Here is a 26,585-nt window from a genome sequence, read left to right on the forward strand (position 1 = left end):
CGGCAAGTCTCCCTCATCCGGCCGCTTCGCGGCCACCTTCTCCCCGAGGGGAGAAGAGGTTTGCGCCGGCGGTGACAATCTCCTCTCCCTCGGGGAGAGGTCAGCCGAGCGAAGCGGAGGCTGGGTGAGGGGGCTGGCGCCGCTCTGTGCTTACTCCGCCGCGAGCCTGTCCGCCGTGCCGTAGGTCGCCTCATAGAGCGCGCGCTGGCGGCTGAGCGCGACCATGGTGTTGCGCAGCAGGATGGCGACCGTGATCGGGCCGACGCCGCCCGGCACCGGGGTGATCCAGGAGGCGACCTCGCGGACGCTCTCGGTGTCGACGTCGCCGACGATGCGGCTTGAGCCGTCGGGGCCGATTTCGGAATTGATGCCGATGTCGATGACGGCCGCACCCGGCTTGACCATGTCGGCCTTGATCAGCCGCGGCTTGCCGACGGCGACGAACAGCGCATCGGCACGTCGCGCATGGGCGGCGACCGACCGCGTCATGTGGTGGCACACGGTCACCGTCGCGCCTTCGCTCATCAACAGGAAGGCGATCGGCTTGCCGACGATTTCCGAATGGCCGACGATGACGACTTCCAGCCCCTTGAGGTCGGGGCCGGTTTCCTTGAGCAGTTCGACCGAGGCCGCCGCCGTGCAAGGCGCGAGATCGAGCTGGTTGTAGACGATGTTGCCGATCGAGGCCGGATGCATGCCTTCGACATCCTTGAGCGGATGCACCGCCGCCTGCAGCGTCCTGATCGGGATATGCACTGGGACCGGCCGCTGAATGATGATGCCGGTGACGCGCGGATCGGCATTCAGGCCGTGAATGGCCGCTTCCAACTCGCCTGCCGTGATGGTGGCGGGAAAGCGCCGTTCCTCGAAATCGATGCCGGCGAGCTCAGCCTTGGCGCGCTGGTTGCGTACATAAACATCCACCGCATCGGTGTCGCCGACGGTGATCGAGATCAGCTTGGGCGGAAAACCCTCGGCTTTGGCGATCGCGGCGTCCTCGCGAACGGCGGCGATGATGCGCTGGGCGACCGGGCCGCCCTTGAGATAACGGCTGTCTTCGGACAGGAGCATGGGTGAACTCTTTTGTGGAACTAGCCACCGAGATAGCAAAAGAATGCGGTAAAGGGCAGCATGAAAGCGAACCGCTATGCCCGTTGCGCGACGCGTGGGTGACCTTTGCCCTCGATTTCTGCTCAAAAACGGAAAGGGCAGCGCGGTTTCCCGTGCTGCCCTTCCTGACCGGCCGCATCCCCATACGGCCCGTCCCCCGTTGTCCCTAACCGGCTCGAAAAGCGGACTGCTTTGCCGGCCAAGTGATTCGCAAGACCTACTATATCACCTCGACCGTGGTTCCGACATTGACCCGTTCATAGAGGTCGACGACGTCCTCGTTGCGCATGCGGATGCAGCCCGATGACACCGCACCGCCGATCGTCCACGGCTGGTTGGTGCCGTGGATGCGGTACTCGGTCGTGCCGAGGTAGAGCGCGCGGGCGCCAAGCGGGTTCTCCGTGCCGCCGGCAAGATAGGTCGGCAAATAGCGGCCCTTGGCGGCTTCACGCTTGATCATCTGCGCCGGCGGGCGCCAGTCCGGCCATTCGCGCTTGTTGGTGATCTTGTGCGTACCCGACCATTCGAAGCCCGGCTTGCCGGTGCCGACGCCATAGCGCCTTGCCTTGCCGTTCTTCTCGACCAGGAAGAGGAAATTCTGCGTGGTGTCGATGACGATCGTGCCCGGCTTCTGGCCTCCGTCATAGTCGACTTCCTGCGGCAGGTAGATCGGGTTGATCTGAGGACGCGCGACCATGCGCTTGGCCGGCGGCTGCACCGCCGCCGTCTGCACCCGGTCGGGCTGCGCCGGGCGCAGGCGCCGCTGTTGCTGGACGACCTGGCGGTTCTGGCGCACGATGCCGGGTGCCTGGCCAAGCTGCAGCACCCAGGGTGCGGAAAGGTCGGGGCTCACCATCACCGGCGGCCTGTCGGCATAGCGGTCGCCGGCGGTTGAGGGTGTGACGCCGGCGGCAAACACAGCCACGGCGCCGAGCACGGGAAACAGAACTGTCTTCATCGTAACGCACCTTGATCGTCTGATACAAAACGGGTGGAAACGTCCTCCCGGTTCGGCGATCATTGGCGCGCAAGCAGCAACCGAAACATGAATCGGAATGCGTAAAATGCGGAACTGTCGGTAAACCTTTTGGTGTGGTTACCGCCGGGTTCAGGAATCTGGTAAAGCCGCAGTAAATGCCGCGCAAAAGCGCGTTAACGAACGGATTTTGGCTTATGGACAAGGAAAACACCGGACTGCTCGCCGGTCCCGATGGTGTCGCGCGCTGCTTCTGGCACGGCAATCTGCCCGACTATCTGCACTACCACGATCATGAATGGGGCCGGCCTGTGGCCGACGACCGCAGGCTGTTCGAAAAGATCTGCCTCGAAGGCTTTCAGTCTGGCCTGTCGTGGCTGACCATTCTGCGCAAGCGGGAGAATTTTCGCGAAGCCTTCGCCAATTTCGAATTCGACAAGGTCGCCGCCTTCACCGACAAGGATGTCGAGCGCCTGCTCGGCAATGCCGGCATCATCCGCCATCGCGGCAAGATCGTCTCGACCATCAACAACGCCAAGCGCGCCCGCGAAATGGCCGACGAGTTCGGCTCGCTGGCCGCCTGGTTCTGGAAGTTCGAACCCGGCAAGGAGGAGCGGCCGCAGATCGTCGATCTCGCCCATCTGCGCGCCAACCCGACCACGGCGGTCTCGGTGCGGATTTCGAAGGAGTTGAAGAAACGCGGCTGGAGCTTCGTGGGGCCGACCACTGTCTACGCCTTCATGCAGGCGATGGGCCTGGTCAACGACCATCTCGAGGGCTGCATCTGCCGCAAAGAGGTCGAGAAGCAGCGGAAGGCGTTCAAAAGGCCGAAGTAGCCCCTCTACTTCCGGTAAAGCGAGTAATTTCAGGTGCCGTTGGCGCTGGCCAGCACCAGGCCGGCGACGATCGCCACCACCGTGGCCACGGTCGGATAGATCACCAGCAGGCCGGTCATCAACGCGTCGCGCATGGATGGGCCTTTGCCGGTGTCGGCCGGCACTTCGAACGGGCCGGCAGCCTGGCTGACCATTTTCGGAGCGTGGATGTCGGCCGGGCGCAAGCGCGCGGGCAATTCGCCGGCTTCGCCATCAATAGCGTAAAATCTTGCTGTGCTGACCATGGCCCCGAGCCCTCATTTACCCCGCCTTATCGGCGACGATTGTGTCGGCACGATGCCGCACCCGTGTCGGGATTGTTTCATTTTCGATGCGGTTTTGTTTCACGGAGGTTCGAGCGTGGTGCTGGGTGCCGACCCTTGCCGCTCCCGGCTGCATCAGTTAGGAAACGCGCGCTGCCGAATAGGAAATTTCCTATCCCGCAACGCCACGAAACACCGGATGCTCACTCATGGCCGACAAATCGGAAAAGACGAAAGCGCGGCTGCCGCGCGGTTTTGCCGACCGCAGCGCCGAGGATATCCGCGCCGTCGAGAAGATGATGGCGACGATCCGCTCGGTCTATGAGCTTTACGGCTTCGAACCGGCAGACCAGCCGCTGATCGAATACACCGACGCGCTCGGAAAATTCCTGCCCGACCAGGACCGGCCGAACGAAGGCGTGTTCTCCTTCCAGGATGACGACGACCAGTGGCTGTCGCTGCGCTATGACCTGACCGCGCCGACGGCCCGTTTCGTCGCCGAGAATTACGAGCGCCTGCCCAAGCCTTACCGCAGCTATCGCTCCGGCTGGGTGTTCCGCAACGAGAAGCCAGGCCCCGGCCGCTTCCGCCAGTTCATGCAGTTCGACGCCGACACGATCGGTACGCCGGGCGTGGCCGCCGACGCCGAAATGGCGATGATGATGGCCGACGTCATGGAAGCGCTCGGCATCAAGCGCGGCGACTACGTCATTCGCGTCAACAACCGCAAGGTTCTGGATGGCGTGCTGGAGGCGATCGGGCTTGGCGGCGAGGAGAATGCCGGACGAAGGCTGACGGTGCTGCGCGCGATCGACAAACTGGACAAGCTCGGGCCGGAAGGCGTGAAGCTTTTGCTTGGCCCGGGCCGCTGGGACGGTGGCAAGGAAGGCGAAGGCGACTTCGCCAAGGGCGCCGGGTTGAATAACGGGCAGGCCGAGGCAGTCCTTCTCGCGACAGCGAGGAATGCACAGGTAGGCCAGGATTCCATGGTCAGTTCGAATGCCATCTACCAGGAAGGCGTCGGCGAACTCGCCACGATTGAAGCGCTGGTCAGGGCGGCAGGATATGGCGAGGACCGTATCGCCATGGACCGCTCGGTCGTGCGCGGCCTCGAATACTACACCGGCCCTGTCTTCGAAGCCGAGCTGCTGGCCGAAATCCCCAACGAGGACGGCCAGATCGTGCGCTTCGGCTCGGTCGGTGGCGGCGGTCGCTATGATGGTCTGGTTTCGCGCTTTCGCGGCGAGCCGGTGCCGGCGACCGGCTTTTCCATTGGCGTCTCCAGGCTGATGACGGCGCTGAAGAACCTCGGCAAGCTCGACGCCTCGGATGTGATCGCACCTGTCGTCGTGCTGGTGATGGACAAGGACACCGACAGTCTCGGCCGCTACCAGAAGATGGTGGCGAGCCTGCGCGCCGCTGGCATCCGGTCCGAAATGTATCTCGGCGGCGCCGGCATGAAGGCGCAGCTCAAATATGCCGACCGGCGCGGCTGCCCGGTCGCGATCATCCAGGGCGGCGACGAGCGCGCCAAGGGCGAACTGCAGATCAAGGACCTGATCGAAGGCGCCCGCATGTCGGCCGAAATCACAGACAATGCCGAATGGCGCGCCGTCCGCCCGGCGCAGGTGACGGTGGCGGAGGGCGAGCTGGTCTCCGAGGTTAGGAAGATCCTGGGGGCGCAGGCTGCTGATCGCGCGAAAGGTGGCGCTTGAACACCCCCCTCTGGCCTGCCGGCCATCTCCCCCGCAAGGGGGGAGATTGGATGTCACGTGGGCTTTCGCCAATCTCCAGCGTTGAAGAAGAGGCGCTGAGCCTCAAGCTGCCGATCTCCCTCCTTGCGGGGGAGATGGCCGGCAGGCCAGAGGGGGGTGCCTCGCGCCCATCCGCTCCATGACCTCCCGCACCCCCGCCATCTCCACCGACATCACCAACCTCTTCGCCACCCGCAACACGCATGCGGTCGAAGTCGCCATATTGCAGCCGGCCGACCCGTTCCTTGACATGGCCGGCGAGGATCTACGCCGCCGTATCTTCCTGACCGAAAGCGAAACCGGGCAGACATTGTGCCTGCGGCCGGAATTCACCATTCCGGTCTGCCTCGACCACATAAGCTCGCAGGCCGGCACGCCGCGACGCTATTCTTACCTGGGCGAGGTGTTTCGCCAGCGCCGCGAAGGCGGCAACGAGTTCTTCCAGGCCGGCATCGAGGATCTTGGCGACCGCGATACCGCTGGAGCCGATGCCCGCTCGGTGGCCGATGCGCATGCGCTGCTGTCGCTGGTGCTGCCTGGCCAGGCATTGGCGATCACGCTCGGCGATCAGACTATTTTCGAGGCGGTTCTGGCTGCCCTTGGCTTGCCGCGCGGCTGGCGCATGCGCCTTGCCCGTGCGTTCGGCTCGGCGCCGATGCTTGAGGCGGCTCTCGCCGATCTCGCCAACCCGCCGCGCAACAGCCAGCTCTCCGGCCCGGTCGCGGCCCTTGTGCTAGACGGTGATCTGGACGGTCTTTCCGCCCATATCGCCAGCGGCATGGAAGAGGCGGGCCTGTCGGCGTCCGCCGGGCGCGCGCCGTCCGACATTGCCCGGCGGCTGATCGAGAAAGCCGAATTGCGCAGCGTTCGGCTGTCGAGCGAGGCCTTTTCCGCGCTGAAGGATTTTCTGGCGATCGACGTTCCGCTTGATGGCGCAACCCAGGCGCTGGAGTCCTTCGCCACCGGCGCCGGGCTGTCGCTCGATGTCGCGCTGGAAAAGTTCGCTGCCCGCGCCAAGGCGATCGAAACGTATGGCTTGCCGGCCGATAAAATCCGCTACGACGCCGCCTTCGGCCGCCCGCTCGATTACTACACCGGTCTTGTTTTCGAAATCGCGGCCGACAATGGCGACCGGCCGCTGGTCGGCGGCGGCCGCTATGACCGGCTGCTGACCCTGCTTGGCGCGAAGACGCCTATCCCCGGCGTAGGCTTTTCGGTCTGGCTCGATCGCATCGAGGCACTGCGGGAGACGGCGCCATGATCACGCTGGCGATCCCGTCGAAAGGCCGCCTGAAAGAACAGGCGCTGGACGTGCTGGCCAAAGCCGGCCTCGCCGTCAGCCTGCCAGGCGACGAGCGCAAGTACCACGCCCGCGTCGAGGGTCTGGATGATGTCGAAGTGGTGTTCCTGTCGGCTTCCGAAATATCAGGCGAGATCGGCCAGGGCGCCGTCGATCTCGGCATCACCGGCGAGGACCTGGTGCGTGAAAACCTCGCCGACTGGGAGGCGCGCGCCGAAATCGTCGCCCGTCTCGGCTTCGGCAATGCCGATGTCGTGGTGGCTGTGCCGGATATCTGGCTCGATGTCGACACCATGGCCGATCTCGACGACGTCGCCGCCGATTTTCGCCAGCGCCATGGCCGGCGGCTGCGCATCGCCACCAAATACTGGCGGCTGACCCAGCAATTCTTCTCGCAGAAGCACGGCATCCAGGTTTATCGTATCGTCGAGAGCCTAGGGGCTACCGAAGGCGCGCCGGCGGCCGGTCTGGCCGATGTCATCGTCGACATCACGACCACCGGCTCGACGCTGCGCGCCAATCATCTCAAAGTGCTGGGCGATGGCCTTGTCCTGCGCTCGCAGGCCTGTCTGGTGGCGTCGAAGAAGACACGGGCGGCGGCTGATGAGGCGCTCTTGCGCGACATTGCCGCGAAGATGGCGGCTGCGGCCGGATAGCGGCGGGGCCCACTACCCTTAGGGCCCCGACCCAGCTTAAGAACCCTGACGGCCGCCCAGCGGTGTCGGTAGCGTTTGCGCCGAGGTTTTCATGTTGATAGGAATTTTTTCTTGACCCGTGAGGGCAGCTATGCTACATTTTTGCCCATGGTGCTGATTTGCGCCAGCGACCCGCCGCCCAGGCGGGTTTTTGCGTTTTGGGGCTTCGTCAACCAACGCGAAGCTCCGAAGCATCGTTGACCTGCCACGACGATCGGCGGGTTTTCACCACCCCCTCAGGCTGATAGGTTCGGCCAATGCATGTCGCCCAAAAGTGATCTCGGTTTTGGGAGAACGACATGCCTAAAAACAAGGACCTAAAGCGCGTCGCATGATTCCGTTTCAGCGCGACACGCTTTAGTCCCGGGAGGAGAGAGCGATGCCGGTCAATCTCGACGAGCTGAAGAACGCCAGCAATTTGCGCGGACGCGGCGCGCGTGCTGGCGGTGTCTTCGTGGCACCCGTCGACAACAGGGCGCATGTCTCTGGCGAACGCAGCGTGCCGCTGCTCGACAAGACCATCCCCGCGCTGTTTTCCGATACCGTCAGCAAATACGGCACGCTCGACGCCGCCGTTTTCGTTGATCAGGACAAGCGCTTCACCTGGAGCGAACTGTCGGACACAGTGGACGCGCTGGCTGCCGGCTTCCTGGCACTGGGGTTGGCAAAGGGCGATCGCGTCGGCATCTGGTCGCCCAACCGCTGGGAATGGCTGGTGACGCAGTTCGCCACCGCCCGCATCGGCCTGATCCTGGTCAACATCAACCCCGCCTATCGGTTGACCGAGCTCGACTATGCGCTGAACAAGGTCGGCTGCAAGGCGCTGGTCACCGCTGCCAGGTTCAAGACGTCAGACTATCTCGGCATGATCGAGACGCTGGCACCCGAGATCGCCAAGGCCACACCGGGCAAGCTCAAGGCACAGAAACTGCCGGCGCTGAAGATCGTCATCCGCATGGGCGACGAGAATTCGCCCGGCATGTTCAATTTCGGCGACGTGCTGGCCATGGCCGGGCGTGACGAGCATGACAGCCTCGACCGCATCTCGGAGAAGCTGAAGCCGGGCGAGGCCATCAACATCCAGTTCACCTCAGGCACCACGGGAGCCCCCAAGGGCGCGACGCTGACCCACAGCAACATCGTCAACAACGGCAATTTCGTCACTTCGGCGATCAAGCTGACCGTCGACGACCGGCTGTGCATTCCGGTGCCGCTCTACCACTGCTTCGGCATGTCGATGGGCACGATGGGTTGCGTCTCGAAAGGCGCCACCATGGTTTTTCCGGGAGAAGGGTTCGACGCCGGCGCCACACTGAAGGCGGTGGCGCAGGAACGCTGCACCGGGCTTTATGGCGTGCCGACCATGTTCGTCGCCCTGCTGGATCATCCGGATTTTTCCGCCTTCGATCTCTCCAGCCTGCGCACCGGCATCATGGCCGGCTCGCCATGCCCGATCGAGGTGATGAAGAAGGTGGTGTCGCTGATGCATATGGAACAGGTGACCATCGCCTACGGCATGACCGAGACCAGCCCGGTCTCGTTCCAGAGCGGCGTCGACGACCCCTTGGAAAAGCGCGTCTCGACCGTCGGGCGCATCCATCCCCATGTCGAGGTAAAGGCGGTCGATGCCGATGGCGCTACCGTTGCGGTCGGCGTACCGGGTGAGCTTTGCACGCGCGGATATTCGGTGATGAAGGGTTACTGGGACGACGAAGACAAGACCCGCGAGGCGATCGACAGCGACGGCTGGATGTGCACCGGCGACCTCGCCACCATCGATTCCGAGGGTTATTGCAACATCGTCGGCCGGGTCAAGGATATGGTCATCCGCGGTGGCGAGAACGTCTATCCCAGGGAGGTCGAGGAATTCCTCTACCGCCATCCAAAGGTCAAGGAGGTGCAGGTGTTCGGCATTCCCGACGCCAAATATGGCGAGGAGCTGTGCGCGTGGATCGTGCTCAAGCCCGGCCAGATCGCCACCGAGCAGGAGGTCAAGAACTTCTGCGCCGGCCAGATCGCCCATTACAAGATCCCCCGCCACATACGCTTCCGCACCGCATTGCCGATGACGGTGACCGGCAAGCCGCAAAAGTTCTTGATGCGCGAGGCCATGGTGGAGGAACTGGGGCTGGTGGCGCAGAAGACGGCGTGAGCGAAGGCGGCGCTTCGGTTTGTCCGGCGCGCTGGGTGCGGTCAGGTCGCGATCCTGCTGCATCATTTGGAGCGCGTTGTTTGTGAGGGGGCGAACGCCGGCCGTCGGGCCTGCCGGATGTTTTCCAAGGCGCTCCACACTCCACATGGGGTTTTCCGCAAGGTTCGCAGAAGCGCATAGGGGCTTGAATGGTTGGTTTCAAACGATCGGTGGTTTCTTATGCGTTGCCCTTGGCCGCCTTGGTGATGGCTGTTGCAGTCAGGGCAGGCGGGCTGTCGGCGGACGAAGGTTCGCTGAGCGCCAGGATACTCGTCGGAGCGCTTTCGAGTGCGATTATGTTCACCACCATTTTCGTGGTGCTCGACCACGCCGAGGCGGTGGCCCGGCGTGTAGGAGAGCCCTATGGCACATTGGTGCTGACTTTTGCCGTGACGGCAATCGAGGTGTCGATCATCGTTTCCATGATGCTGCATGGAGAGAACAACCCTACGCTTGCACGTGAGTCCGTCTTCTCAACGGTGATGATTGCATCTACCGGCGTCGTCGGCACGTGTCTTGCGCTCGGCGGCTGGCGTCATCGCAAGCAGGCAATTGTTCGACAAGGGACCAGCGCATATTTGGCGGTTCTGATCGCGCTGACCATCATGACGCTTATTCTGCCGACCTACACACAAGCTACGGGGCCGGGCACATTTTCGGCAGCTCAACTTGGCTTTGTGAGCGTGCTTTCGGTGCTGCTTTATGCAAGTTTTGTGTTCGCGCAGACTGTCCGCCACCGAGAAGACTTTGTCGAAGGGCAGGCCCACGGCGTTGCGCTGCGGACTGCCCCTCACGAAAGCGTCTTTGCCGGCGCATTGCTGCTTTTGATCGGGCTGATTGGCATTGTCATGCTCGCCGAGCAGGTCGCCGCAAGTGTTGAAAATACGCTCGTTGCCTATCAGGTGACACAGGCTGACAGCATTGTGGGGGCATTGATCGCCGGGCTGGTTTTGATGCCGGAGGCCATTTCGGCGGTTCGCGCTTCACTCAACAATGAGCTGCAACGCGGTTTGAATGTCGCGATGGGTTCCGCTTGTGCCACGATTGGTTTGACAATACCGGCGGTCGCAGCCGCCAGCCTGCTGACGGGAAGAGGGTTAACCCTGGGGCTGCCGGCTGCTGATGCGGTCCTTTTGGTCTTGGCGCTTTTCATATGCAATGTAAGCTTCAGCACTGAAAGAACGACGTTCTTGACCGGAATGGTCCATCTTGTAGTATTTTTTACTTATGTATTTCTGATATTTATACCATGAGAGCTTTGGTGCAAGCGAAGCGCCAAGGGGGCGGTATCCTTCGTTACCTCACGCCGTGGATTTGAGGTGGTCGATGAAGGCGCGCAGCTTCGGCAGGATCTGGCGCTTGCCGGGATGGTAGAGGAAGACGCCCGGCGTCGTGGCGGCGATGGTGTCTAGGACCGGCTCGAGTTTTCCCTGGCCTATCGGACCTTCGGCGACGGGTCGGGGGATCTGCGCCAGCCCAATGCCCTGCATCGCGGCCCCGAGCAGCGTCGGATAGTCGTGCGCGATCAGCGGGCCTGAGACCATCGCCTCGATCTCCCCGTTGCCGTCGACGAAAGACCAGGGCGCGATGGCGCCGTTCGAACGGCGCAAGCGCAGGCAGGCGTGGCGGCACAAGTCGTCGACGTGCTCGGGGTAGCCATGGCGCTCGAGATAGTCCGGACTGCCGACGACCACGAACGGGAACGACGGCGTCAGCCGCACCGCGACCATGTCGGGCGCGATGAACTGGCCGAGGCGGATGCCGGCATCGAACCCGCCGGTCGCAAGATCGACCATCTCGTCACTCGCGGCGATCTCCAGCTCGACCTCGGGATAGGTTCGGCAGAACGATGCGATCATCGGCTCCAGGATCAACGGCACGACGGCGCGGGGGACGGACAGGCGTAGCAGCCCGGTCGGCCGTTGGCCGACATCGCGCGCGGCCTCGCCTGCCGCGACGAGCTCCTCGAAGGCAGGTCCGGCAAGATCGAGGAACCGCTGGCCAGCCTCGGTCAAACCGACGCTTCGCGTCGTGCGCACGAACAGCGCCGCACCCGTGCGGGCTTCCAGCGTGCGCACCGCCTGGCTCACGGCGGACGGCGTCACGCCGAGATCGGCGGCGGCACGGCGAAAGTTGCGGCGCCTGGCAACCGCCAGGAAGGTCTCGACCCCCTCCAGCGCACCGTGCCGGACTGTGTAGTTCTGCTTCATAGGTTGTTGTGATTACCCCGGGTAGTCGAATTATGGAAGCAGGCTTAGAGGTAACCGACTGAAGCTGGGGCCGCGTGAACCGGCTGCTGACAGGAGGCCAAATGTCCACGGAAATGGTGTTCCAGACCCATCTCGTTCTAGGCTACGTCGCGTGGCTGCTCTGCTTCGGCGCATACGGCCTCCCATGGCTGAGCTCGCTGGACCGGGTCGCGGCGCAACGTGCCATCGCCACCCTGCACAGCTTGCGTTTCTTCGGGCTCGTGTTCATCCTGCCGGGCGTCGTAAGCCCCGATCTGCCGGCCGGTTTCGCCGTGTTCGCCGCCTACGGCGACTTCGCAACAGGGGTACTGGCCATGCTGGCGCTGCTCACGGTGAGGCTACCCCGGCTCTTCTGGCCGTTGATCGTCGCCTTCAACATCGTCGGGACGGTCGAGCTCGTCGTCGATTATTACCACGCCATCCAGGTCGGCCTCCCTGCACATGCGGAGCAACTGGGCGCCGCCTACGCGATCCCGATCATCTATGTACCGCTGCTGATGATCACGCACATCGCCGCATTCTATTTTCTGCTACGCCCTCCGAAGGTCCGGATCCTAACGACGACCGCCCCGGCTGTGCTTTGACGGCAAGAGTATACCCCAAAGAAAAAGGCGCGGGCTTGGCCCGCGCCTTTGTTCTGTCCAGGCTTTCGAAGCTCAGTCCTTCTCGAAGATGCGCGCCTTGGCGACGACGCCGGCGATGGCGCCGCCGATCAACGGTGCGACGATGAACAGCCAGAGCTGGCCGATCGCGGCAGTGCCCGAAAACAGCGCCGGGCCGATCGAGCGGGCCGGATTGAGCGACGTGCCGGTCACCGGGATGATGGCGAAATGCAACCCCGCCAGCGTCAGGCCGATGACCAGCCCGGCGAACGCCGTCGAGTGCTTTTCAGCGGTGACACCCAGGATCACGGTGACGAAGGTGAAGGTGCCGATCACTTCCCACAGAAATGCCGAGCTGACGCCCCATTTCGTCACATCCCAGCCATTGGCGCCGAAGCCGGTCGTGTGTCCGCCAACCTGGCCGGAAACGATGATCCACAACGCCAGCGAAGCAAGGACGCCGCCGATGACCTGCGCGATCCAGTAGGGGATGACGTCCTTGGCCGGCAGCCGGCCCGCCAGAAAGACACCGAGCGTCACCGCCGGGTTGAGATGCGCGCCCGAAATCGGGCCGATCGCATAGGCCGCCGCGATGAGGCCGATGCCGAACGCCAGACCGATGCCTTCCTGGCCAAGCGGCAGCGCGCCGCCGAAGCCGCCCGTCACCACAGAAGCCGTACCGATGAACACCAATAGAAATGTGCCTAGAACTTCCGCCAGATAAGTCTTCATTGCCCTCTCCTCGTGTCAATCCGCCGGTCCGCCTTTTGCGCGCCGCGAATCACAACCGGAAGAGTATTCGCAACCAGAAAAGTTGGAAAGCAGAGCGGTTGTGCAGGCCGACCTGCTTGTGCGCGCCGGTTGCGCGCTCTAGAGCAGGGCCGGAATAATTTTCTGCGTGACGGAACAAGACCATGCGATTGGGCGGACGGCTGGCTGCGGCCATCGAAGTGCTGGAAGACATCGGCCGGCGCCACCGGCCGGTGGCGGACGCGCTGAAGGATTGGGGCCTGTCGCATCGCTTCGCCGGCGGCGGCGACCGTGCGGCGATCGGCAACATCGTCTATGACGCCTTGCGCCACAAGCGTTCCGCCGGCTGGCTGCTGGGGCAGGACACGCCGCGCGCCATCGGCTTCGGCGCGCTGCTGCTCGAATGGGGCCAGACGGCACAATCGCTCAACGAGGCGCTTGATGGCGACAAGTTCGCACCGCCGCTGCTGACCGCCGCCGAGCTTCAGGCCATCGCCGACCATCGGCTCGCCGACGCGCCGGACGCGGTGCGGGCGGATGTTCCCGACTGGTGCGCGCCGCTTTTCGAGCGAGCCTTTGGCTCGACCTGGGCCGACGAGGGCGCGGCGCTGGCGACGCGCCCGCCGCTCGACCTCAGGGTCAACACCTTGCAGGCCAATCGCGACAAGGTGCTGGCCGAACTGACGGGAACTGGCGCGAAACCCTCGGCAATCGCGCCACACGGCATCCGCATCCCGCCGATCGACGGCGACGGCCGGCACCCGAACGTGCAGGCCGAGCCGGCTTTCCAGAAGGGCTGGTTCGAGGTCCAGGACGAAGGCTCGCAGATCGCGGCCGCCCTTGCCGGGGCCGAAGCCGGCATGCAGGTGCTGGATTTCTGCGCCGGCGCCGGCGGCAAGACGCTGGCACTGTCGGCTTCGATGGAAAATCGTGGCCAGATATTTGCCCACGATGCCGAAAAGGCGCGACTGGCGCCGATCTTCGACCGCATCCGCCGCTCTGAAAACCGCAATGTCCAGATCGTCACCAAGCCGGCCGAACTCGCCCCGCTCGGCAACCACATGGACATCGTGCTGGTCGACGCCCCATGCACCGGCAGCGGCACCTGGCGCCGCCGTCCCGACGCCAAATGGCGGCTGACGCAGAGACAACTCGATGCCCGCAAGGGCGAGCAGTCGGCGATCCTCGATGCGGCCAAAGCCTATGTCAAACCGGGCGGCCTGCTGGTCTACATCACCTGCTCGGTGTTTGATGAGGAAAACGGTGAGCAGATCGCGGCCTTTCGGGACCGTAACAGCGGTTATGTTCCCGTCGACCACCGCAAGCTCTGGGACAGCCGTTTTCCCGGCCATGAGGCAGCCGCACGCATCGGCGCCAAAGGCGACATCTCGCTGTCGCCGGCGCTCAGCGGCACCGATGGGTTTTATCTCTGTGCGTTACGCAGATCGGCCTGAATCCAATTCCTGACGGATGCGCGGCGCCGGCCGGCAGGCCAGGTCGATTGTGCAGTGCAGCAAAAGCATTGCCTGCCGCCCATGCCTCTGCAATAAGCTTATCCGCGTAAAGGAAGGCAGCGGCAATGGCAGCAAAGATCGTACCCGCCCCGGACTATGAGGATCGCGTCAGGACCTCCTTCGCGCGCCAGAAGGCGATGGCCACGATCGGCGCCGAACTGACGCTGGTGACGCCCGGCATCATCGAGATCGAGATGCCCTATTCGGCGGCACTCACCCAGCAGCATGGCTTCCTCCATGCCGGCGTCATTTCGACGGCGCTGGACTCGGCCTGCGGCTATGCCGCCTTTTCGCTGATGCCGGAAAATTCCGGCGTGCTGACCATCGAGTTCAAGGTCAACCTCCTGGCGCCGGGCAGGGGCGAGCGCTTCCTGTTCCGCGGCTCGGTGACCAAGCCGGGCCGCACCATCATCGTCGCCGACGGCCAGGCCTACGCCTTTGCCGCCGACGGCGAGGCCAAGCTGATCGCCACCATGACCGGCACCATGATGACGGTGGTCGGGCGTGATGGCATAGAAGGTTGAGGAGCGGTCCGCGGAGCGGACGGAAAGCTCCCAAATGGGCTTTCCGAGCACGAACGCCCGGAGCCATAGCGGAGGGCTGGGCGCCGGTGAGGGCACGTCGCCGTTCTTACCTTCCGGTGTAGGTGATTGGGTAGAGAGGAATAGATCATGACCGGTAAAGTGTCGCGCCTGGCGGGCAAGGACGTCCTCTTCGTCATGGCGGCGCAGGCCGAATACGGTCCGCACCTCAAGCAACTGTTCACGCCGTTGATGACCGGTGTCGGTCCCGTCGAGGCCGGCGTTAGGCTGGGTGCGGAACTCTCCTGGCTGAAATCGCAAAAAGCACTGCCGGATCTCGTTGTTTCGCTCGGCTCAGCCGGCAGTCGGACGCTGCAGCAGACGGAGATCTACCAGGCGGTTTCGGTCAGCTACCGTGACATCGACGCTTCGCCGCTTGGCTTCGAAAAGGGCGCCACACCCTTCCTCGACCTGCCGGTAACCGTGCCATTGCCCTTCAAGATACCGGACATCAGGCAGGCGACCCTGTCGACCGGCGCAGCGATCATCACCGGTGCGGCCTATGATGCTGTTAGCGCCGACATGGTCGACATGGAGACCTTCGCCTGCCTGCGCGCCTGCCAGCTGTTCGACATCCCGCTGGTCGGGCTGCGCGGCATTTCCGACGGCGCGGCGGATCTGCGGCACGTCAACGACTGGACCGAATATCTGCATGTTATCGACGAGAAGCTGGCGGACGCCGTCATGCGGCTCGAACGGGCGATCGGCGACGGCGCCCTTCGGACGGAACCATCCCATGAAGATGCCAGACCAGCCTGAAAGTCGGGCTACGCAACCCATTGCGCCGACTCGTTTCTTTCTCTAAACGCTCGCCATGAAAACAGCCAATCATCCCGACACCGTCCTGATTGTCGATTTCGGCAGCCAGTTCACCCAGCTCATCGCCCGCCGCATCCGCGAGGCCGGCGTGTTTTCCGAGATCGTGCCGTTCCAGTCGGCCGAAGCGGCATTCAAGCGCATCAATCCGAAGGCCGTCATTCTGTCCGGCGGTCCGGCTTCGACCGGCGATATAGGCAGCCCGCGCGCGCCGCAGATCGTCTTCGATTCCGGCGTGCCGGTGCTTGGCATCTGTTACGGCCAGATGGCCATGTGCGTGCAGATGGGCGGCGTTGCCGAAAGCTCCGACCATCGCGAGTTCGGCCGCGCCTTCGTCGAGATCCAAAAGGACAGCCCGCTGTTCGAGGGCCTGTGGGCACCCGGCCAGCGCCACCAGGTGTGGATGAGCCATGGCGACCGCGTCATCTCCTTGCCCAAGGGCTTCGAAGTGTTCGGCAAGTCGGAAGGCTCGCCCTTCGCCATCTTCGGCAGCATCGAGCGCAAGATGTACGGCATCATGTTCCACCCCGAGGTGGTGCATACGCCCGACGGCGCCCGGCTGCTGCGCAACTTCGTCCACAACATCGCCGGCATCGAGGGCGACTGGACCATGCGCGCCTACCGCGAGCACGCGGTCGAGACGATCCGCAAGCAGGTCGGCAAGGGCAAGGTCATCTGCGCGCTGTCGGGCGGCGTCGATTCCTCCGTTGCGGCGCTGTTGATCCACGAAGCGGTCGGCGACCAGCTGACCTGCATCCTTGTCGACCACGGCCTGATGCGCAAGGACGAGGCCGCGGGCGTGGTGGCGATGTTCCGCGAACACTACAATTTACCGCTCATTCTGGTGAACGCGTCGGACCGTTTCATCGACGCCCTCAAGGGCGAGTCGGACCCGGAGAAAAAACGCAAGACCATCGGCCGGCTGTTCATCGAGGTGTTCGAGGAAGAGGCCAAGAAACTCGGCGGCGCCGAATTCCTGGCGCAGGGCACGCTCTATCCCGACGTCATTGAAAGCGTCTCCTTCACCGGCGGCCCGTCGGTGACGATCAAGTCGCACCACAATGTCGGCGGCCTGCCCGCGCGCATGAACATGCAGCTTGTCGAGCCGCTGCGCGAGCTGTTCAAGGATGAGGTCAGGGCGCTAGGCAAGGAGCTTGGCCTGCCCGAAAGCTTCATCGGCCGGCACCCGTTCCCAGGCCCGGGTCTTGCCATCCGTTGCCCCGGCGGCATCACCCGCGAAAAGCTGGAGATCCTGCGCGAGGCCGACGCCATCTATCTCGACGAGATCCGCAAGGCCGGCCTCTACGACGCCATCTGGCAGGCCTTCGCCGTGCTGTTGCCGGTGCAGACGGTCGGCGTGATGGGCGATGGCCGCACCTACGAGTTCGTCTGCGCGCTGCGTGCCGTCACCTCGGTCGACGGCATGACGGCGGATTTCTACCACTACGACATGGCCTTCCTCGGCGCCGCCGCCACCCGCATCATCAACGAAGTCCGCGGCATCAACCGCGTCGTCTACGACGTGACGTCGAAGCCGCCGGGAACAATCGAGTGGGAGTAGGAGTTAGCGTAGTCTGGAATGCTCCGGCGTAGTTTTTCGCAGAAAAAGCAACGATTTGCGGTTTATCTCATTCACTATCGACGCTGCATCAGCCGCACGTCCTACCGTCAGCGCAAGTCCGCATTTGTGAGATTGGGCGCCGGTGTGTCTTGAGATCGCCTCATTGGCTGACCGCAATCAGAATTCTAGGCGATGCCGCCCAAAAGTTCCTCCGCCCTGGAAACAGCGGCCGCCTGATGTGGCTGCAAGGGTTGGCCGGCATAGCTTTCGAAGACCGGCAGGAACGGGTCGTCGATATGCGTCCTGATGCCGGACAGTTGCTCCATCACCGCCAGGCCGCAATAGGGAACGTAGGAGGCCGAATAGCCGCCCTCATGCGACATCATCAGGCGCCCGCCGCAGAGGTCGTCCGCCGCCTGCATCAGCATCCGCGTCATGTCGCGGTAGCTACCGCTATGCAGCATCATGCGCCCCAGCGGATCGGCCGCCGAGGCGTCGAAGCCCGACGGCACGACGATGAGATCAGGCTTGTAGCGATTGAGCGCCGGTAGCACGACGCGTTCGAAGACGGACATGTAAGCGCCGTGGCCGCAGCCGGCCGGCAGCGGTACATTGATGTTGTAGCCTTCGCCCTTGCCCTCGCCGCGTTCCTTGTGAAGACCGCTGTCATCCGGATAAAGACCGTCCTGATGGATCGAGATGGTCAGTACCGACGGGTCCGAATAGAAGGCGGACTGGGTGCCGTTGCCGTGATGAACATCCCAGTCGACGCTGGCGACCCGCTCGAAGCCATGTTTGGCCCGGTTCTTCAGGATAGCGACCGGAACGTTGCCGAACAGGCAAAAGCCCATGCCTTGCCCGCGCTCGGCATGATGGCCGGGCGGTCGTACCAGCGCATAGCCATTGTCGGCATCGCCGCTCAACACCGCATCCATCACCGCTGCCGTGCCGCCAGCGGCCAGACAGGCGATTTCGTAGCTGCCATGGCCGAAGGGGGTGAGATAGCTCGCATCGCCGCCGCGCCCATCACTGAGCAGCTTGATACGGCTGATGTAGTCGCGGTCGTGAAACAGGGCGAGGTCATCCTCGCTCACCGCGACGGAGGCGATCTTATACAGTTTCTCGGTCAGGCCTGAAACCTCCATCAGATTGCGGAATCGGCGTTTCGTGTCGGCATTCTCCGCATGCTCGCCCGGCTCGATGGTCAGGCTCGGCTGAAAGAACTGCGCGGCATTGCCGGTCTCGTGCCAGAGATAGAGTTCGTGGAAATTCCAGCCTGTCGTCATGTTTTGTTTCCTAGCCGGCCAGGATCATTGACGCGGCGCGTTCGGCGATCATGATCGTCGGCGCGTTGGTGTTGCCCGACACCATTTTCGGAAAGACCGAGGCGTCGGCGATGCAAAGCCCGTCCAGCCCATGAACCTTCATCGACGTGGGATCGACGACGGCCATCGCATCTGAACCCATGCGGCAGGTGCTGGTCGGGTGATAAAGCGTCGTGCAGTGGCCGCGTATATAGTCGGCGATCTCGGCGTCGCTCTCGCATTCGGCGCTCGGCGTGATTTCGCCGACGAGCATTTCGGCAAGCGGCGACTGCGCCGCGATGCGCCGGCTGATGCGGATGCCTTCGACCAGCGTGGCGATGTCCGAGCCATCCTCGTCGCTGATGAAGTAACGTGGGTCGATCGCCGGATATTCGATTGGATTGGCCGAGCGCAGGCGAATCTCGCCGCGGCTGTCTGGCCGCTGCAGCGTGGTGTGCAGCGTGATGCCGGGTCTGGACGAAAGGAACCGAACATAGTCGCGATGCGGGCTGATGGCGCCGTAAAGCTGCAGGTCCGGCTCGATATCGGGCCGGCTCTTGACGAAGCCGCCCGCCGCCACCCAGGGTGAGGAACGCGGACCGCTGCGCGATGTCTGCCATTCCGCGAAGTCGCGCTGCAGCGTCTCGTCGGTCCAGGCGCCGACGCCGATCTTGTCCTTGGTATAGAAGGTGATCGGAATGTTGATGTGGTCCTGCAGATCCTTGCCCACGCCCGGGAGGTCGTGCACGGGAGCAACGCCGACCTGGGCGAGTTCGTCGGCCGGCCCGATGCCCGAAAGCAGCATCAGCTGGCAACTGCCGATCGAGCCCGAGGACAGCACCACCTCGCTGTCGGCGAAAGCGGTCTCAGGTTCGCCATTGACGAGATAGCGGATGCCCTTGACCCGGCCCTTCTCGACGATCAGGCCCGTCGCCAGCACACCGGTTTTCACGGTCAGGTTGGGTCGTTCCCGCGCCGGGCGCAGATAGGCCTTGCCGGTGCCCCAACGTTCGCCATTCTTGATGGTGAACTGGAACAGGCCGACGCCTTCCTGCTCGACGCCGTTGAAATCGCGGTTCTGCTTGTAGCCTGCGGCCTTGCAGGCCTCGATCCAGGCAAGCTCGTTGGGATCGACATGTCCGACATTGCCGATATGCAGCGGCCCGTCGGCGCCGTGCAGCGGGTCGTTGCCGAGTTCGGCATTGCTTTCACTGGCCTTGAACACCGGCAGCACGTCAGCCCACGCCCAGCCGGGGCAGCCCATCGCCGCCCAGCCATCATAGTCGGACGGCAGGCCGCGAATATAGATCATGGCGTTCAGCGCGCCGGAGCCGCCGATCATCTTGCCGCGCGGCCAGAACACCCGCCTGCCGCGGCAGGCGGCCTGCGGCTCGGTGTAGTAGCCCCAGTCGACTTGCGTGTTGAACATGGTCGGCCAGTCCGACGGCACATCCGAGGCGAGCGGCGCCTCGCGCCCGGCCTCCAGCAGCAGCACCTTGCGGGCAGGATCGGCGCTGAGCCGGTTTGCCAGCACGCAGCCGGCCGAGCCGGCGCCCACTATGATCGTATCGAACATCGTCAGTCTCTCACTTTCCGGCCGGGGTCGGGCTTTGCACAATGCTGCTTGCTGCCGGCTTGCTGTCGGGGCTGGCGCGACGGCGCCCGAGCCAGTCGATGAGATCACCAAAACGGCCGACCAGCCCCTTGGGCATCAACACCACCGACAGGGCGATGATCAGGCCGAGCCCGAGCGTGCGGAACTCGCCGCTCTCTCGCATCAATTCGTCAGCCAGCACCAGCACCACCGTCCCGACCAGCGGTCCCCAGAACGTGCCGACGCCGCCGACCACGACGATGGCGATGATGAACATAAGTTGCGACATCGACAGCACACCGGGGCCGATCGCCTGGAAATGCGCGGCATAGAAACCGCCGGCCAGCCCGGTGAAGAAGGCGGAGATGCCGAACACCAGAAGCTGCGCCTGGAAGCGGTTGACGCCGCGGGCCACCGCATAGCCCGGATTGTCCTTCAGCGCCCGGAAGGCAAGGCCGATAGGGCTTTTGACGATCGCGTAGGTGAAGACCATGGTGAGCGCGAACAGCACCGCGATGATGGCGTAATTGCCGACCAGCCACTGCGCCCGGAGCAAGGCCCTGGTGCCGAGGTCGCCGAAGCGGGCAAAGCCGACGGCGCCGCCGGTGAACTGGCGGCAGACGGAGCCGACCATGACGAAACATTCGGTGTCGGTGACGATCAGCAGATACATCGTCTGGGCGATCGCCAGCGTCAGCAGCGCCACATAGACGCCGGTCAGGCGAAGGCAGGCGAGGCCGACGACCAGCGAGAACAGCACGGCGCCCAGCGCGCCAGGCACAAGTGCTGCCCAGACGTTCCAGCCGAAATAGAAGCAGAGCATCGCCGTCGCATAGCCGCCGAACGCAAAGATCGCCATTTGCGCTAGCGAGAAGATGCCCGAGAAGCCGAACAGGAGGTTCCACTGCGAGGCGATCGTCGCATAGAACAGCGCCAGCACGATCTGGCCAAGGATGTAGCGGCTGTCGACCAGGAACGGCAGCGCGATCGCCGCCGCGATCAGCATGAGGCTGATGGCAAGATCAGTCCTGCCCGAGCGAGACATGGAGGAACGGGACATGGGACGTGTCTCTGTCATGATGCCCCTCACATGCGCCGGATTTCGACGTGGCCGAAAAGGCCGGACGGCCGCCAGATCAGCACGGCAATGACGACGAACAGCAGCGATGGAAAGCCCCACCTGGCGCCCAAGGCGTACTGGACGAAGGATTCGAGCAACGCCAGCCCAAGTGCTGCTGCGATGGCGCCCGGCAGATTGCCGAGACCGGCGACCACGCACATGATGAAGGCCTTCAGCATCGGGTCGTTGCCGAGTGGCGGCGACAATTGCGTCATCGACGAGACCATGACGCCGCAGATGCCGGCGAGCGCGCCCGACAGCATCAGCACCTGCAGGTAGACGCGGTTGACGGCGACGCCCATGAGCTGCGCCGCGTCGCGGTTCTGCGCCGTCGCCCGGATCGCACGGCCCATCCGCGTGCGGCCGAGCGCCGCCGAGACGACCACCATCATCACGACCACCACCGCGATGATCAGAAGGTTCTGCCAGGGCAGCGTCAGCGGTCCCAGGCGTAAGGCACCGGCGATCGAAACCGGCTGCTTCAGCGGCTGCCCGCCATAGGTCAGGAGGATGGCATTCTCGAGGGCGATGCCGATGCCGACCGTGGCGATCATGACGTTGGCTTCGAATGTCGATTTGTCATTCTGCAGGAGATTGCGAACGATCGCGAAATAGAGGATGGCGCCGGCCAAAGCACCCGCGACGATGGCACCGGCGAAACCGATCGCGACCGGCAGGCCGAGCGAGGTGATCACCGTGAAGGCGACGTAGCCGCCAAGCGTCAGCATCGCCGCATGGGCCATGTTGAGCATGCCCATCGAACCCCAGACCAGCGACAGCCCGACCGTCGCCAGCGCATAGAGCGCGCCCGAGGTGAAGCCGGCGACGAGAATGGCCATGAGAACGTCGGTCATGGCGTCAGCCTCCGAGGTAGGTTGCGAGGAGTTCGTCGCGCGCCATCAGTTCGGCGGGCTTGCCTGACCAGACGATGGCGCCGTCGTCGAGCAGATGCAGGCGGTCGGCGAGGTCCTCGACCCGGGCCGGGTTCTCCTCCACCAGCAGGATCGTGCGCCCAGCCTTGCTCAGTTGCGAAATGACGTCGTAGACCTGATCGATGATCAGTGGCGCGAGGCCAAGCGACGGCTCGTCGATCAAAAGGATGCGCCCGCCCATCATCAGGCCGCGGCCTATGCCGACCATGCGCCGTTCGCCGCCCGATAGGCTCGAGGCGATCTGGTTGCGACGGTCGGCAAGCTTCGGCAGAAGCGCGTAGACCTCGTCCAACCGACGCGCGATCTCGGCCTTGTCCGGCGCGAGATAACCGCCCATCAAAAGGTTTTCGAGCACGCTCATCTGCGCGAACAGCATATCGCCCTGCGGCACGTGGGCGACGCCCAGCATCGCCGTCTCATGCGGCTTGCCGGACAGGCGCCGGCCGTCGATGCTGATCTGACCGCCGCGCAGCGGCACCAGGCCGGAAATGGTCTTGAGCAATGTCGACTTGCCATGGCCGTTCGGGCCGACGACGGTGATGAATTCACCGGCATGAACGGTCAGCGAAATGCCCTTGAGCACGTCGAGTCCGTCATAGCCGCAGACGATGCCGTCGAGTTGCAGGACAGGTGGTTTTGCGGCTGCGCCCGTCATGGCGTTCCCCCCACCGCCGGATTCGTCATGGCGGCTTGCTCATCGAAGAATTTCTTCAGCCGTTTCTGCGTGCCCTGGCCGAGATAGGTTTCGACAACGGTCTGGTCCTCGGCGACCTTGTCCGGCCGGCCTTCAAATATCACCTTGCCATGGTGCATGATGATCACGCGGCTGGAGAGCGCCAGGAGAAAGCGCATGACGTGCTCGATCAGGACGATGGTCAGTCCCTGGTCGCGCAGTTTCAGCACCATCGCCATGATCTGGTCGATCTCGGCGACGTTGAGCCCGCCCACCGGCTCGTCGAGGAAGAGCATTTTCGGCCGGGTGGCGATGGCGCCGGCAATCATCAGCAGCTTGCGGTCGAGCACCGGCAGCCGCGCCACGGTCTCGTCGGCCTTGGCCGCAAGCCCGACGAAGTCCAGCGCTTCGATCGTTGCCTGCCGGACATCCTCGCCGAGGCGGAAGCCGGCCAGCCTTCGCCGCTGCCGGCCGAAATAGGCGGCGATCTCGATGTTTTCGCGAACGGTCAAGCTGTCGAAGGCGGCATTGAGCTGGAAAGTGCGGGCGATGCCGAGTTGGCAGATGCGGTCGGCCGGAAGCGCCGAAATGTCGGTGTCGCCGAAATGCACCCGGCCGCCACTGGCCGGCGTGATCCCTGTCACCACGTCGAAGAAGGTCGTCTTGCCGGCGCCGTTCGGCCCACCAATGCCAACGATCTCGCCCGCATTGACCACCATCGACACGCCGTCGACGGCGGCCAGCGAGCCGAACCGTTTGACCACACTGTCACAAACCAGCATCGGACCGGCGGCCTCAGTCATATTTCTCACCCAATGGAGCCGGTCGGGCAAAGGGCCCGGCCGGTGTCGTTGGTTTCATTTCCGCGTCCGGTCACTTGATCCATGGCGGCAGGATGAAGCTGTCCGTGGCATAGAGCGCCGGCGCGATCAGCTTCGGATCGGTTTTGTAATCCTGATGCTGCAGGAACTGGTGCGGCATGCCAAGCGACGGATCGGCCACCTGCGTCGGATAGCAGAAGGCCGATTGGCCGGCCGGATCGGCCCGGTAGGTGCCGTTGACCCCGCGATAGACCAGGCGCTTCATCGCATTGGCCACCTTGGTGGTCTGCGCCTTGTCCATCGGTTCGCCTGGACCACCGGCGATTGCCGCGGCAAGCGCCCACATCCACAGGCCGTCATAGGTCTGCGATCCCGTGATGTAGGCCGAGTTCGGACCGAATTTGGCCCGGTAGCTCTCGCGGAACGGCTTGGAGAAGTCGTCCGGCAGGCAGCCGATCACCGTCGAATAGACGACGCCGTTGACCGCCTCGCCGCCGATCTCGCGGAAAGCCGGCAGCGATGGTCCGTACTGCATGTAGATCAGGCTGTTGATCGGCTCGGCGAGGAATTGGACCATGAACTGCGCCAGGTCCTGCGGCAGGAAGTGCGTGACCAGGATCGCCGCCGGCGGGTCCTGGCGGAGTTTCGCCAGCGTCGGTCCCCACTGGTTGGTCGGGAACGGAACGGTCTCGAACAGGCTGACCTCGAAGCCATATTCGGCGGCCTTGTCGCGGATCGCGTTGGCGATGACGATCGAATATTCGTTGGCAGACGGGATGATGGCGATCTTCTTGTTGGGCGCCTTCCATTTGCCGTCCGCGGCAAGCGTCTTGAGGAAGTTCAGGCAGCCCGGTCCATACCAGAACTCCGGCGGATCGCCCTGGAAGGAGCTGTAATAGCGGGCAGGGTCGGTCTTGAACTTCTCATTGTGCGAAATCAGCGTGTTGTAGTGCATCATGATGACGTCGTTGTCGGCGGCGACGTCCATCTCGATCATGTTGGTGCCGAGATTATAGCCATTGATGATGACCGGCGCCTCGAAGCGGTCGATCAGGCGCTGCATCGACTGGCTGACGAGGTCGGCGCCCATTTCCTTGGTGTCTTCGATGTGGATCTCGACAGGCCGGCCGAGAATGCCGCCCGCCGCATTGATCTCCTCGGCGGCAAGTTCGAGACCGTTCTTGAACTCGATGCCGTCGGCGGCGGCGATGCCGGACATCGGCAGGGCCGAGCCGACCGGAATGGGCTTGGTGTCCTGGGCGATCGCCGCAGTGTTCATATCGGCAAGAAGCGCGGCACCGGCCGCACCCGCGCCGACCACGCCCTGCAGCATTGCACGTCTGTTCATCATGGCAAAGTTCCCCTTTTGGCGTTGGTTAGAGTCTTTTCTTCATGCGAAATCTTTCACACCAGATCTTTCTGGCGAAACGCGTGGGTCATGGGCACGAAAGCGGCTTCCAGGTCGGCTGCCGCCGAAAGCACGCGGGCATCGTCGCCGCGCGCGCCGATGATCTGGAAGCCGACGGGCAGGCCCGCCTCGGTCATGCCGCAAGGAATGACGCAGGCCGGTTGCTGGCTGAGATTGATCGGGTAGCTGAACGCCGCCCATTCGATCCATCGCGAGAGGCCGCTGCCCAGAGGCACTTCAAGGCCAACGTCGAAGGCTGGAATCGATGTCCCCGGCGAAACGATGAAATCATAGTCGTCTAGCAGCCGGTCCATGGCGGCGCCGAATTCGGCGCGCTCCAACTGTGCGGCGACGAGCGTATGGACGTCGAACGCCGCCCCAGCCTGCGCGATCTCCAGGAAGCCCGGATCGATGCCCGCCCGTTCGCTCGGCGGAACCAGCGCCAGCCGCGCCGCGGCGCCGGTGAACCAATGATGCTGGAACAAATCGAGGAGATCGCCACCGGGAAGGTCAATCGGCTCGACCGTCGCGCCGAAGGCGTCGAAACACGTCAAGGCGTGGGAGACGACGGCGGCGATCCCGGAATCCAGCGCTCCTGAAGGCGGCTTCGACCAGTAGCCGATCCGGGCGCCCCGCAAAACTTCTTCGATCCGGCCAAGCGGCGCCAGCGTTCCCACGCCTTGCTGCCAGTCGCTGATATCGCGGCCGGACATGGCGCCGGCCATGACGGAAAGATCGAGTGCTGTCCGCGCCATCGGTCCGATATGGGCGACGGTTCCGAACGCGCTGGACGGATAGGCGGGCACGCGGCCGAAGGTCGGCTTCAATCCGGCGATGCCGGTGAACGAGGCCGGAATGCGGATCGAGCCCCCGCCATCGGTACCGAGATGGAAGACGCCGGCGCCGGTGGCGGCGGCCACCGCCGCTCCGCCGGAGGAACCGCCGGGGGTCTTTTGCGCATTCCAGGGATTGCGCGTGATGCCGCAGAGGCCGCTGTCGGTAATCGCCTTCCAGCCGAATTCGGGCGTCGTCGTCTGTCCGATGAAGACGGCGCCGGCTCTGCGCAGCAGGGCAACGGCGGGGGCATCCTTGTCATAGGCGGCGGAAGTCGTCGTCCTGCTGCCGTAACGCACGCTCCAGCCCTCGACCCAGACGATGTCCTTCAGCGTCGTCGGTATGCCGTCGGCTTCCGACAGCGGCTCGCCTGCCCGCCAGCGTTTCTCGGAAGCACCTGCGGCCTCGATCGCACCCTTGCGGTCGATCATGGTGAAAGCGTTGAAAAGCGGATTGATCGCTTCGGCGCGATCCAGCGCCGCCAGCGTTACCTCGACGGGCGACAGCGATCCAGCGCGGTAGGCGGCGCTAAGCTCCGCAGCAGCCAGGCGGCACAGAACATCGGCGTCGGCAATGGGAGACAGCCCATTCGGCATGCAGTTCGAACCCCTCACTTCATGGCCGCTCTTGCGGCAGCCTTGTCAGCCCGGGCAATCTGGCGG

General features: G+C 64.0%; 24 protein-coding genes. 11 read left to right on the top strand and 13 right to left on the bottom strand.

What is annotated here, in order from left to right; translation table 11 throughout:
* Positions 1-150: 150 nt before the first annotated feature.
* Entirely contained in the window at positions 151-1,071 is a 921-nt protein-coding gene (locus NKJ04_RS15015; protein ID WP_023809024.1) for a bifunctional 5,10-methylenetetrahydrofolate dehydrogenase/5,10-methenyltetrahydrofolate cyclohydrolase, read from the bottom strand.
* Between the two features lie 259 nt (positions 1,072-1,330).
* Positions 1,331-2,068, bottom strand: coding sequence for a L,D-transpeptidase (locus NKJ04_RS15020; RefSeq protein ID WP_023809023.1), 738 nt, complete (start codon positions 2,066-2,068; stop codon positions 1,331-1,333).
* A 215-nt stretch (positions 2,069-2,283) separates the two neighbouring features.
* Here NKJ04_RS15020 and NKJ04_RS15025 point away from each other — a divergent pair, with 215 nt between their 5' ends.
* Positions 2,284-2,922, top strand: coding sequence for a DNA-3-methyladenine glycosylase I (locus NKJ04_RS15025; protein WP_023809022.1), 639 nt, complete (start codon positions 2,284-2,286; stop codon positions 2,920-2,922).
* A 29-nt stretch (positions 2,923-2,951) separates the two neighbouring features.
* Here the strand turns inward: NKJ04_RS15025 and NKJ04_RS15030 are convergent, their stop codons facing one another.
* On the bottom strand, positions 2,952-3,206 hold the full coding sequence (locus NKJ04_RS15030) for a hypothetical protein (RefSeq protein WP_023809021.1): 255 nt from the start codon (positions 3,204-3,206) through the stop codon (positions 2,952-2,954).
* A 227-nt stretch (positions 3,207-3,433) separates the two neighbouring features.
* On the opposite strand from NKJ04_RS15030, the gene hisS reads away from it, so the two are divergent.
* From hisS to NKJ04_RS15055, 5 genes are all read left to right on the top strand, one after another.
* Complete coding sequence (gene hisS / locus NKJ04_RS15035; protein ID WP_352676024.1) at positions 3,434-4,939, top strand: histidine--tRNA ligase; 1,506 nt, start codon at positions 3,434-3,436, stop codon at positions 4,937-4,939.
* Between the two features lie 178 nt (positions 4,940-5,117).
* Positions 5,118-6,239, top strand: coding sequence for an ATP phosphoribosyltransferase regulatory subunit (locus tag NKJ04_RS15040; protein ID WP_023809019.1), 1,122 nt, complete (start codon positions 5,118-5,120; stop codon positions 6,237-6,239).
* Entirely contained in the window at positions 6,236-6,934 is a 699-nt protein-coding gene (gene hisG, locus NKJ04_RS15045; RefSeq protein WP_023809018.1) for an ATP phosphoribosyltransferase, read from the top strand. The genes NKJ04_RS15040 and hisG overlap by 4 nt, the downstream gene beginning before the upstream one ends.
* 418 nt (positions 6,935-7,352) lie before the next feature.
* Positions 7,353-9,125: an AMP-binding protein gene (locus NKJ04_RS15050; RefSeq protein ID WP_352676027.1), complete on the top strand. Its 1,773-nt coding sequence runs from the start codon at positions 7,353-7,355 to the stop codon at positions 9,123-9,125.
* A gap of 188 nt (positions 9,126-9,313) precedes the next feature.
* Positions 9,314-10,417, top strand: coding sequence for a calcium:cation antiporter (locus NKJ04_RS15055; protein WP_352676029.1), 1,104 nt, complete (start codon positions 9,314-9,316; stop codon positions 10,415-10,417).
* A 48-nt stretch (positions 10,418-10,465) separates the two neighbouring features.
* Here NKJ04_RS15055 and NKJ04_RS15060 read toward each other — a convergent pair whose 3' ends face one another.
* Positions 10,466-11,374 (bottom strand): LysR substrate-binding domain-containing protein, encoded by a 909-nt coding sequence (locus NKJ04_RS15060; RefSeq protein WP_352676030.1) that lies wholly within the window; start codon positions 11,372-11,374, stop codon positions 10,466-10,468.
* A gap of 101 nt (positions 11,375-11,475) precedes the next feature.
* Between NKJ04_RS15060 and NKJ04_RS15065 the strand changes: the two genes are divergently transcribed.
* Positions 11,476-11,997 (top strand): DUF8737 domain-containing protein, encoded by a 522-nt coding sequence (locus NKJ04_RS15065; protein WP_352676032.1) that lies wholly within the window; start codon positions 11,476-11,478, stop codon positions 11,995-11,997.
* Between the two features lie 72 nt (positions 11,998-12,069).
* On the opposite strand, the gene NKJ04_RS15070 is transcribed toward NKJ04_RS15065, so the two are convergent.
* Positions 12,070-12,747 carry an MIP family channel protein gene (locus tag NKJ04_RS15070; protein ID WP_013530368.1) on the bottom strand — a complete coding sequence of 226 codons (678 nt, stop codon included), beginning with the start codon at positions 12,745-12,747 and terminating at the stop codon, positions 12,070-12,072.
* Between the two features lie 182 nt (positions 12,748-12,929).
* Here NKJ04_RS15070 and NKJ04_RS15075 point away from each other — a divergent pair, with 182 nt between their 5' ends.
* From NKJ04_RS15075 to guaA, 4 genes are all read left to right on the top strand, one after another.
* Complete coding sequence (locus NKJ04_RS15075; protein WP_352676034.1) at positions 12,930-14,219, top strand: RsmB/NOP family class I SAM-dependent RNA methyltransferase; 1,290 nt, start codon at positions 12,930-12,932, stop codon at positions 14,217-14,219.
* A gap of 125 nt (positions 14,220-14,344) precedes the next feature.
* Positions 14,345-14,803 (top strand): PaaI family thioesterase, encoded by a 459-nt coding sequence (locus tag NKJ04_RS15080; RefSeq protein WP_013530371.1) that lies wholly within the window; start codon positions 14,345-14,347, stop codon positions 14,801-14,803.
* Between the two features lie 147 nt (positions 14,804-14,950).
* A complete protein-coding gene (locus tag NKJ04_RS15085) occupies positions 14,951-15,619 on the top strand; it encodes a 5'-methylthioadenosine/S-adenosylhomocysteine nucleosidase (protein ID WP_352676037.1) in 669 nt (222 codons plus the stop codon).
* A 55-nt stretch (positions 15,620-15,674) separates the two neighbouring features.
* Positions 15,675-17,237, top strand: coding sequence for a glutamine-hydrolyzing GMP synthase (gene guaA, locus NKJ04_RS15090; protein ID WP_352676040.1), 1,563 nt, complete (start codon positions 15,675-15,677; stop codon positions 17,235-17,237).
* A 185-nt stretch (positions 17,238-17,422) separates the two neighbouring features.
* Here guaA and NKJ04_RS15095 read toward each other — a convergent pair whose 3' ends face one another.
* The 8 genes from NKJ04_RS15095 to NKJ04_RS15130 form a co-directional block, all read right to left on the bottom strand.
* Positions 17,423-18,523, bottom strand: a complete 1,101-nt coding sequence (locus tag NKJ04_RS15095; protein WP_023809007.1) for a histone deacetylase-like amidohydrolase — start codon at positions 18,521-18,523, stop codon at positions 17,423-17,425.
* Between the two features lie 10 nt (positions 18,524-18,533).
* On the bottom strand, positions 18,534-20,117 hold the full coding sequence (locus NKJ04_RS15100) for a GMC family oxidoreductase (RefSeq protein WP_352628398.1): 1,584 nt from the start codon (positions 20,115-20,117) through the stop codon (positions 18,534-18,536).
* A 10-nt stretch (positions 20,118-20,127) separates the two neighbouring features.
* Positions 20,128-21,195, bottom strand: a complete 1,068-nt coding sequence (locus NKJ04_RS15105; RefSeq protein ID WP_352440686.1) for a branched-chain amino acid ABC transporter permease — start codon at positions 21,193-21,195, stop codon at positions 20,128-20,130.
* Positions 21,196-21,221: 26 nt separating this feature from the next.
* Entirely contained in the window at positions 21,222-22,109 is an 888-nt protein-coding gene (locus NKJ04_RS15110; RefSeq protein WP_352440685.1) for a branched-chain amino acid ABC transporter permease, read from the bottom strand.
* Between the two features lie 4 nt (positions 22,110-22,113).
* Positions 22,114-22,842, bottom strand: a complete 729-nt coding sequence (locus tag NKJ04_RS15115) for an ABC transporter ATP-binding protein (RefSeq protein ID WP_127294286.1) — start codon at positions 22,840-22,842, stop codon at positions 22,114-22,116.
* Entirely contained in the window at positions 22,839-23,663 is an 825-nt protein-coding gene (locus NKJ04_RS15120; RefSeq protein ID WP_031212363.1) for an ABC transporter ATP-binding protein, read from the bottom strand. Before NKJ04_RS15120 ends, NKJ04_RS15115 begins: the two co-directional genes overlap by 4 nt.
* 70 nt (positions 23,664-23,733) lie before the next feature.
* Positions 23,734-25,032, bottom strand: coding sequence for an ABC transporter substrate-binding protein (locus NKJ04_RS15125; RefSeq protein WP_031212361.1), 1,299 nt, complete (start codon positions 25,030-25,032; stop codon positions 23,734-23,736).
* A gap of 53 nt (positions 25,033-25,085) precedes the next feature.
* Positions 25,086-26,519 (bottom strand): amidase, encoded by a 1,434-nt coding sequence (locus tag NKJ04_RS15130; RefSeq protein WP_352553564.1) that lies wholly within the window; start codon positions 26,517-26,519, stop codon positions 25,086-25,088.
* Positions 26,520-26,585: the final 66 nt, after the last annotated feature.

The sequence above is a fragment of the Mesorhizobium sp. M0618 genome (assembly GCF_040320765.1).
Classification (GTDB): domain Bacteria; phylum Pseudomonadota; class Alphaproteobacteria; order Rhizobiales; family Rhizobiaceae; genus Mesorhizobium.

Coding starts and splice junctions, on each gene's coding strand:
- NKJ04_RS15060 (WP_352676030.1), bottom strand. CDS start 11,374: ATGAAGCAGAACTACACAGTCCGGCACGGTGCGCTGGAGGGGGTCGAG.
- NKJ04_RS15050 (WP_352676027.1), top strand. CDS start 7,353: ATGCCGGTCAATCTCGACGAGCTGAAGAACGCCAGCAATTTGCGCGGA.
- NKJ04_RS15105 (WP_352440686.1), bottom strand. CDS start 21,195: ATGTCCCGTTCCTCCATGTCTCGCTCGGGCAGGACTGATCTTGCCATC.
- NKJ04_RS15025 (WP_023809022.1), top strand. CDS start 2,284: ATGGACAAGGAAAACACCGGACTGCTCGCCGGTCCCGATGGTGTCGCG.
- NKJ04_RS15080 (WP_013530371.1), top strand. CDS start 14,345: ATGGCAGCAAAGATCGTACCCGCCCCGGACTATGAGGATCGCGTCAGG.
- NKJ04_RS15110 (WP_352440685.1), bottom strand. CDS start 22,109: ATGACCGACGTTCTCATGGCCATTCTCGTCGCCGGCTTCACCTCGGGC.
- NKJ04_RS15130 (WP_352553564.1), bottom strand. CDS start 26,519: ATGCCGAATGGGCTGTCTCCCATTGCCGACGCCGATGTTCTGTGCCGC.
- NKJ04_RS15095 (WP_023809007.1), bottom strand. CDS start 18,523: ATGACGACAGGCTGGAATTTCCACGAACTCTATCTCTGGCACGAGACC.
- hisS (WP_352676024.1), top strand. CDS start 3,434: ATGGCCGACAAATCGGAAAAGACGAAAGCGCGGCTGCCGCGCGGTTTT.
- NKJ04_RS15100 (WP_352628398.1), bottom strand. CDS start 20,117: ATGTTCGATACGATCATAGTGGGCGCCGGCTCGGCCGGCTGCGTGCTG.
- NKJ04_RS15015 (WP_023809024.1), bottom strand. CDS start 1,071: ATGCTCCTGTCCGAAGACAGCCGTTATCTCAAGGGCGGCCCGGTCGCC.
- NKJ04_RS15120 (WP_031212363.1), bottom strand. CDS start 23,663: ATGACTGAGGCCGCCGGTCCGATGCTGGTTTGTGACAGTGTGGTCAAA.
- NKJ04_RS15030 (WP_023809021.1), bottom strand. CDS start 3,206: ATGGTCAGCACAGCAAGATTTTACGCTATTGATGGCGAAGCCGGCGAA.
- NKJ04_RS15065 (WP_352676032.1), top strand. CDS start 11,476: ATGTCCACGGAAATGGTGTTCCAGACCCATCTCGTTCTAGGCTACGTC.
- NKJ04_RS15070 (WP_013530368.1), bottom strand. CDS start 12,747: ATGAAGACTTATCTGGCGGAAGTTCTAGGCACATTTCTATTGGTGTTC.
- NKJ04_RS15125 (WP_031212361.1), bottom strand. CDS start 25,032: ATGATGAACAGACGTGCAATGCTGCAGGGCGTGGTCGGCGCGGGTGCG.
- guaA (WP_352676040.1), top strand. CDS start 15,675: ATGAAAACAGCCAATCATCCCGACACCGTCCTGATTGTCGATTTCGGC.
- NKJ04_RS15115 (WP_127294286.1), bottom strand. CDS start 22,842: ATGACGGGCGCAGCCGCAAAACCACCTGTCCTGCAACTCGACGGCATC.
- hisG (WP_023809018.1), top strand. CDS start 6,236: ATGATCACGCTGGCGATCCCGTCGAAAGGCCGCCTGAAAGAACAGGCG.
- NKJ04_RS15075 (WP_352676034.1), top strand. CDS start 12,930: ATGCGATTGGGCGGACGGCTGGCTGCGGCCATCGAAGTGCTGGAAGAC.
- NKJ04_RS15055 (WP_352676029.1), top strand. CDS start 9,314: ATGGTTGGTTTCAAACGATCGGTGGTTTCTTATGCGTTGCCCTTGGCC.
- NKJ04_RS15085 (WP_352676037.1), top strand. CDS start 14,951: ATGACCGGTAAAGTGTCGCGCCTGGCGGGCAAGGACGTCCTCTTCGTC.
- NKJ04_RS15040 (WP_023809019.1), top strand. CDS start 5,118: ATGACCTCCCGCACCCCCGCCATCTCCACCGACATCACCAACCTCTTC.
- NKJ04_RS15020 (WP_023809023.1), bottom strand. CDS start 2,068: ATGAAGACAGTTCTGTTTCCCGTGCTCGGCGCCGTGGCTGTGTTTGCC.